The organism is Saccharopolyspora terrae, assembly GCF_004348435.1.
GTDB lineage: Bacteria > Actinomycetota > Actinomycetes > Mycobacteriales > Pseudonocardiaceae > Saccharopolyspora > Saccharopolyspora endophytica.
On record NZ_SMKS01000123.1, the window covers coordinates 1 to 6,561 of the forward strand.

Sequence of the window (6,561 nt, forward strand, 5' to 3'; positions counted from 1 at the left end):
GCCCCCGATGTACGAGGCCCCGCAGAACTCCCTGCCGCCGCGGCCGAGCACGGCGATGTCGGAAGGCACGACGTTCGCCGAGGCGCTCAATCCCGGTTCGCAGCAGCACTTCTCCCCCGGCCCGGATTCCGCCGCGCAGGACCCGATCGCCGGTGACACGGCGTTCCAGGCGTTCTACAGCGACGAACCGGCGTCGATGCCCTCGATCCCGCCGGCCGGTCCGCCGATGGCGCCGCCGCCGATTCCCGAGCACGTCGAGGTCACCCAGCCCTACATCCCCGCGATTCGTGACGAGCAGCCGGAGTTCGCCAAGCGCCTCAACCCGCAGGCCGCGGCGTCTCCGACGGCGTTGACGGGTCCGCAGCCGGCGGTCACCGAGCGTTCCGCGACGGCCCCGCCGCGCAAGCGCGGTCTGATGCGCCGGGTGGTGCGCCGGATCATCGGACCGGACCTGCTGCGCAAAGACCCGCCGAAGAAGCGCCGCTAGAGCCCTCTTTCGCCTCGTCGGTGGTCCTGGCACGGGCGCAGACCTGCATCCTGCGCCCGTGCCAGGACCACCGTTTTTCATGCCCGGGGTTGCTCGACCGGCGGGCCAGGTGGCGGAATGTCCGCGTGGACGGCGTGTTTCGGCTGGTCATGCGTCGGTGCGGGTCGCGTGGGGTGGCGCAATTCGGGTGTGATCTGCGCTCAGTACCGTCAGCCCGGTGAATCGGACTGTCAGCGCGACGGCGGGTCGTCGTGTCCCGGCTGGACGGGTTTCCTCGCGCCCGAGGGCTGAGCGGGCGCGGCAGCTGGCCGACGTGCTGCGCCAGCAGATCACGGCCGGTCGTTTCGATGCGGGCAGGTTGAGCCGGCGGTTCGGCGCGTCGCGCAACGCGGTTCGCGAGGCGTTGGGGTTGTTGCGCGACGAGGGGTTGGTGTCTCGTCAGCCGGGTGTGGGCACGGTGGTGACCACACCGAAGTACGGGCACGGGCTGGATCGGCTCGCGGGGCTGGCGGAGACGTTGACCGGGTGCGGCACCGTGGTCAACGAGGTGCGGGTGGTCGAGGCGGTGGCCGAGTTGCCCGCGGCGATCGCCGAGCGGCTCGAAGTCGCCCCCGGCGCTGGGGGTGTGCATCTGGAGCGGCTGCGGTGGCTGGGTGGGCTGCCCCTGTCGCTGGACACCAGCTATCTCACCGCCGATGTCGGGGCCGCTGTTGTTGCCGGTGATCTGACCGGGAGGGATGTGTTCGCGCTGATCGAGGAGCGCACCGGGTGCCCGTTGGAGCGCGCCGAGGTCGCGGTGCACGCGGTCGCCGCTGATGCCAACACCGCGGCGCTGCTGCAGATCCCGTGCGGGGCGGCGGTGTTCGCGATCGAGCGCCGCACGCGTGTCCGCGGTGGGCGTGCGGTGGACGTGGAGTCGATCCGCATTCGCGCCGATCGCATGATCCTGCGGACCACGGTGCCTCGCGGCCCGGTCTCGGGCTGAGGTGATCGTTGCTCGGAGTGGGGGGAGCGCTGTGGCATCGAACTGCGCCGGTGAGGTGTTCGCCTCGAGCGGAGGCGGGTCGGTGATGGCCGGTTCGTCGTGGTGGGTGGTGGTGCTGCTCGGGGTGTTCGGGCTGGTCGGTGGCATCGGGATCACCGCGATGGGGCCCGGCGGGGTGCTGCCGACGATCGGGCTGTTCACGCTGACCGGTGTGTCGCCGGCGGAGGTGGCCGGGACCGCGATCGTCACCCATGTCGCCACCGGTGTTGTGGGCACCGTCGTCTACACGCGCTCCGGTCAGCTGCGCGATCCCGGAACCCGCCGGACGGCGTTGCTGCTGGCGGGTTCGGCGGTGCTCGGCACTCCGGTGGGGGTGCTGGTCAACAGCGTGGTGTCCCCGCGCGTGTTCGGTGTCGTGCTCGGTGCGCTCGTGTTCGCGGCAGCCGTCCTGGTCTTGCACCGCAAGCCCGCTGCGGCGGCGCTGGCGCACCCTCCCGCGCCGGTGGTCGCCGGTTTGGGGTTGTCGGTGGCCGTGGTGTCGGGAGTGGTGGGCATCGGTGGGCCGTTGCTGACGGTTCCGCTGCTGGTCGCACTCGGGGTGCCGGTGCTGGAATCGGTGGCCTCGGCCCAGGCGCAATCGGTGGTCATCGCCACCGTGGGGGCGATGGGCTATCTGGCTCACGGCGCCATCAACTGGCCCCTGGCCGCGGTGGTCGGCATCCCGGAGCTGGTCGGTGTCGTGCTCGGCTGGCGGATCGCCCACGCGCTGCCGACCCGCGGTCTGAGGTGGGCGCTGATCGTCACCTTGTTCGCGCTGGCGCCCTACCTGGCCCTGCGCGGGTGATCGGTCGGCGCGGCGGGTGTCATCGGGCGCGGGCGTGCCAGCGGCCGTGGTCACGGGTGATGTGCACGGGGTGGTTGAAGCACTTGCTGATGTGGTCGCTGGTGATGACTTCCTCGACGGGCCCGGCGGTCAGGCAGCGACCTTCGCGCAGCAGCATGGCGTGGGTGGTGCCGGTCGGGAGTTCTTCGAGGTGGTGGGTGACCAGGACGGTGGCCAGCTCGGGGTGCTGGGTGCGCAGGTCTTCGAGGCTGGTGAGCAGTTGTTCGCGGGCGGCCAGGTCGAGTCCGGTGGCGGGTTCGTCGAGCAGCAGCAGGCGGGGTGCGGGCATGAGGGCGCGGGCGATGAGCGCCCGGCCACGTTCGCCTTGGGACAGGGTGTTCCAGCGGGCGTGGGTGCGGTCGGCGATGCCCAGCAGGCTGATCAGCCGGTCGGCGTGGGCGGTTTCGGCGTCGGTGGGTTGCCAGCGCGGGACGAGTTCGGTCGTGTTGGTGGCGCCGGTGAGCACGACCTGGCCGACGGTGAGCGGGCTGTTGAGCGGGTGCCGGGGGTTGACGTGGCCGACGAGGCTGCGCAGGGCGCGCATGTCCACTGCTCCGAGGCGGTGTCCGAGGACGTCGACGCTGCCGCGGGTGGGGTGCTGGTGGGCGCCCAGGAGGCTGAGCAGGGTGGATTTGCCGGCGCCGTTGGCGCCGAGCAGTGCCCAGTGCTGTCCGGGGTGGACCTGCAGGGTGATCGAGCGCAGCAGGTGCGTGCCGTCGCGGACGACGTCGACGTCGTCGGCGTGCAGCACGGGTCCGGTGTCGCTGGGGCGAGGGTGGTTCACGAGGGTTCCTTCGGGCGCCGGGTGGTGCGTGGGTGAGGTGGCGCGGGTGTCGCGGGGCCTCGGGTGATCAAGCCTGCGGGATGCGGCGATCAGCGCGGTGTCGTGAGCCTAGCAAACCAGTTGGTGGTGGCCGGGTGCGCGCGGCTGGTTAGGCTTTCGTTCGTCAGCCCTTTCCCGGACTTGTGACCTGAGGATTCGATGTCTTCTTCCGCTGTGCCCGTGCCGGTTCTCGCCGACAGCGTCCGGCTCGACGACGACGGTGTGCACATCTTGGACCGGCGGGTGTTCCCGTTCGAGCGCCGGTGGGTGCGTGCGCGCACGGTGGAGGAGGTCGCGCGGGCCATCGAGGAGATGGTGACCCAGTCCTCCGGGCCGTACTTCGCGGTGTTGTGGGGTTTGGTGCTGGCCGCCCGGGAGACCGAGGGCCAGGACCCGCGGGAGGCTCGCAGCCGGGTGGGTGAGGCGGCGCAGCGGTTGATCGCCACGCGCCCGACCAACGACCAGCCGCGCAAGGCCGCGGCGTTCGTGCTCGCCGAGATCGCCGGGCGCGAGGACGTCGCCGCAGCGGCGTGGGACGGCGCGCGGGCGGGCGACGCCGATTACCGGCGGCGGTGCCGCGAGATGGGGCAGGCGGGCGCGGCGCTGCTGGGTGAGGGGGCGCGGGTGCTGACGCACTGCTGGGGCGATCTCTACCTGCTGGGCCTGGTGGAGGCGCTGGTGGCCGCTGGCAAGCGCCCGGAGTTCGTCTGCACCGAGACCCGCCCGTACCTGCAGGGGGCGCGGTTGACCGCGGAGTCGCTGGCGGAGATGGGGGTTCCCACGACGCTGGTGACCGACGGGATGCCGGCGTCGCTGATGCGGGAGGGCCGGGTGGATGCGCTGGTGACCGCCAGCGACCGGATCACCATGGACGGCTCGGTGATCAACAAGGTGGGGACGTTGCAGCTGGCCACGGCTGCGAAGGCCTTCGGGGTGCCGTTCCACGCGTTGTGCCACGCGCCGGATCCCGACACCGAGTCGGGTGCGCAGGTGCCGATCGAGTTCCGCGATGGCGACGAGGTCCTGCACACGCTGGGTCACCGCAGCGCCAGCGCGCGGGTGCGTGGCCTGTACCCGGCGTTCGACGTGACCGATCCGGATCTGGTGACCACGGTGGTCACCGATCGGGGTGCGTTCGCTCCCGGCGAGGTGCGCCGCTACTGGGCCTGATCGGCGTGGTGGAGACGCTGTAGCAGGGTGATCAGCAGCTCGCGTTCGGCGGTGCTGAGCGGGGTGAGCAGCTCCTGGTTGGCCTGGTCGGCCAGCGCGGCGCAGCGCTGGAGGGTGGCCAGGCCTTCGGGGGTGGCCGACACGGCGTTCTTGCGGCGGTCGCGCGGGTCGGGCCGGCGTTGCACGAGGCCCTTGTCCCCCAGCTCGTTGAGCAGTCCGACGACGTCTTTGGGGTCGATCTCCAGGCGTCGCACCAGTTCGGCTTGGGCCAGCGGGCCGTGTTCGGCGACGGCGGCCAGCACGGCGTGCTGGCTCAGCCGCAGTCCTTCGTCGGCGAGGGCTCGGGCCACCAGGTCGCGGCCGCGCGCGGCGACGCGCCCGGTCAGCCAGCTGGGCAGGGACTGGATGTGCTGCAGAGCGCGGGTGCTGTCCTGTTCGGCCACGGGCCCACCCTAGCCGAAAATTCGTTGGACTCCCCAATGGTCCGGCTTCTACTCTCGATTTCGTTGGTGGACCCAATCGAATTCGAGGAGTGTGCGTGATGCGACGCGTCAACTACGCCGTCAACGGTGGCCCGGAGGTCCTGTTCGTCGAAGACGTCCCCACCCCGGTGCCCGGTCCTTCCCAGCTGCTGGTGCGGTGCGAGGCGGTCGGGGTCACCTGGCCCGCGGTGCGCCGCGTGCGCGAAGGACCCGAGCCGGTACCGCTGGGCGGGGAGGTCGCCGGTGTGGTGGAGGCGCTGGGCCCGGGGGTGCGCGGTTTCCGGCTCGGCGACCGGGTCACGGGCCTGTGCTTCGAGCACGCCTACGCCGAGCGGGCGGTGCTGGCCGAGCACATGGCCTCGCGGGTGCCCGAGCACGCCGACGCGGTGACGGCGGTGGCGCTGGTGCACAGCGGGCTGGTGGCACGCAAGGCGTGCGCGGCGGGTCTGATCGGCCGGGGCGAGTCGGTGCTGATCACCGCGGCGGCGAGCGGGGTGGGCACGATGGCCATCCAGCTGGTGCGCGCTCACGGGGCTCGTGTGGTCGCCGCGGTCGGCGACAAGCAGGACAAGGGCGCGTTCGTGCGCACGTTGGGCGCGGAGGCGGTGGTGGGCTACGACGACCCGAGCTGGGGTGAGCCGGTCGACGTCGCCTTGGAGTGCGTCGGCGGTGAGGTACTGGACAAGGCGGTGCGGGCCCTGGGCCGCGGTGGGCGGCTGGTGGCCTTCGGCGCCCAGCCCGGCGCGATCTGCTCCGGTGAGCTGATGACCCGCGGGGCTTCGGCGACCGGGTTTCGCATGGGCTCGCCCGCCACGCCGTCGTTGTACGCCTGCTGGCGCGACGAGTTGTGGGACTGGCACCGGGAGGGCTGGTTGCGCACTCGCGTGCACGCCGAGATCCCGCTGGCTCGGGCGGCGCGGGCGCACGAGGTCATCGAGTCCCGCGCCAACCTCGGCAAGGTGGTGCTGGTGGTGGACTAGGTCAGTCTTGCGGGGCGTGGGCGATGGAGTCCACGGCGATGGTCAGCAGCCGGCGGGTCGTGGACGTGCCTCCGAAACCGGGGTAGTCGATTCCCAGGTACTTCTGGGAGATCTCGTCGATGTTGTCGGCCGCGCCTTCGGTGGTGGAGCCGATGACGCGGCCGCGCACTGATTCGACGCTGGATACCGAACCGCTCAGCGCCTGGGCACCGCACTGGCCGGTGCTCTGAGCGCGCGGTTCGGGCTGATGCCGGCGATCGCGCTGTTCACCGCAGCGGCCACGGCGATGTCGTTGTGCCCCTTGCTGTTTCCCGCATGGCGTGCCCTCGACCGACCACCGGTGGCCGGTGCGCGACGTTCCGCACGTCCTGACCGACCTCACTCCCGGCGCAAGGCGAGCGATCGGCGACGTCAACGGCGTGTTCGGCGAGCTCACCGGCCGTCGAGACCGGCATGCGGCTGCTGTCAGGTCGTCCGGGGTTGGGTGCGGCGGGTGTAGGCGCGGGCGGCTCGTGCGCGGTCCCCGCAGCGGGTCGAGCACCAGTGGCGGCGGCCGTGGCGGAGCAGGTAGCGGTTGCAGGGGGTGGAGTCGCAGGCGGTGAGCCGCTCCGCGTCGGGGTCGGTGAGCAGGTCGGCGGCGTTGGCGGCGAGGGTCGCCAACGCGTGGTCGACGATCTCGGTGGTGGGGTGGGGCGTCGCGCGGTAGGGACCGTTGTTGTCGTCCCACTGCAGCAGCCGGGCTGTGGGGACC

9 protein-coding genes are annotated in these 6,561 nt (G+C 71.9%); 5 read left to right on the top strand and 4 right to left on the bottom strand.

Annotated features, from left to right (window positions below):
* The 3 genes from E1181_RS32425 to E1181_RS30725 all read left to right on the top strand — a co-directional run.
* A partial coding sequence (locus E1181_RS32425; protein ID WP_328590920.1) for a hypothetical protein occupies window positions 1-487 on the top strand: 487 nt, incomplete at its 5' end.
* 217 nt (window positions 488-704) lie between these two features.
* On the top strand, window positions 705-1,472 hold the full coding sequence (locus tag E1181_RS30720) for a GntR family transcriptional regulator (protein WP_165944800.1): 768 nt from the start codon (window positions 705-707) through the stop codon (window positions 1,470-1,472).
* Window positions 1,473-1,503: 31 nt separating this feature from the next.
* Window positions 1,504-2,316, top strand: coding sequence for a sulfite exporter TauE/SafE family protein (locus tag E1181_RS30725; RefSeq protein WP_235877172.1), 813 nt, complete (start codon window positions 1,504-1,506; stop codon window positions 2,314-2,316).
* Between the two features lie 19 nt (window positions 2,317-2,335).
* Here the strand turns inward: E1181_RS30725 and E1181_RS30730 are convergent, their stop codons facing one another.
* Window positions 2,336-3,139, bottom strand: a complete 804-nt coding sequence (locus E1181_RS30730) for an ABC transporter ATP-binding protein (protein WP_132679909.1) — start codon at window positions 3,137-3,139, stop codon at window positions 2,336-2,338.
* Between the two features lie 198 nt (window positions 3,140-3,337).
* On the opposite strand from E1181_RS30730, the gene E1181_RS30735 reads away from it, so the two are divergent.
* Complete coding sequence (locus E1181_RS30735; RefSeq protein ID WP_132679910.1) at window positions 3,338-4,348, top strand: s-methyl-5-thioribose-1-phosphate isomerase; 1,011 nt, start codon at window positions 3,338-3,340, stop codon at window positions 4,346-4,348.
* Here the strand turns inward: E1181_RS30735 and E1181_RS30740 are convergent.
* Window positions 4,336-4,791, bottom strand: coding sequence for a MarR family winged helix-turn-helix transcriptional regulator (locus E1181_RS30740; RefSeq protein ID WP_207922397.1), 456 nt, complete (start codon window positions 4,789-4,791; stop codon window positions 4,336-4,338). The two genes, E1181_RS30735 and E1181_RS30740, sit on opposite strands and share 13 nt — an antisense overlap.
* A gap of 98 nt (window positions 4,792-4,889) precedes the next feature.
* On the opposite strand from E1181_RS30740, the gene E1181_RS30745 reads away from it, so the two are divergent.
* Complete coding sequence (locus E1181_RS30745; RefSeq protein WP_132679911.1) at window positions 4,890-5,810, top strand: quinone oxidoreductase family protein; 921 nt, start codon at window positions 4,890-4,892, stop codon at window positions 5,808-5,810.
* A gap of 1 nt (window position 5,811) precedes the next feature.
* Here E1181_RS30745 and E1181_RS31645 read toward each other — a convergent pair whose 3' ends face one another.
* Together E1181_RS31645 and E1181_RS30750 are read right to left on the bottom strand one after the other, a co-directional pair.
* Window positions 5,812-5,979, bottom strand: coding sequence for a hypothetical protein (locus tag E1181_RS31645; RefSeq protein ID WP_165944801.1), 168 nt, complete (start codon window positions 5,977-5,979; stop codon window positions 5,812-5,814).
* Between the two features lie 296 nt (window positions 5,980-6,275).
* Window positions 6,276-6,561, bottom strand: a 286-nt coding sequence (locus E1181_RS30750; RefSeq protein WP_207922398.1) for a CGNR zinc finger domain-containing protein, incomplete at its 5' end; no start/stop codon positions are given.

Excerpts from the sequence above, each read along its gene's own strand:
- E1181_RS30735 (WP_132679910.1), top strand. The coding sequence starts at position 3,338 with ATGTCTTCTTCCGCTGTGCCCGTGCCGGTTCTCGCCGACAGCGTCCGG.
- E1181_RS30745 (WP_132679911.1), top strand. The coding sequence starts at position 4,890 with ATGCGACGCGTCAACTACGCCGTCAACGGTGGCCCGGAGGTCCTGTTC.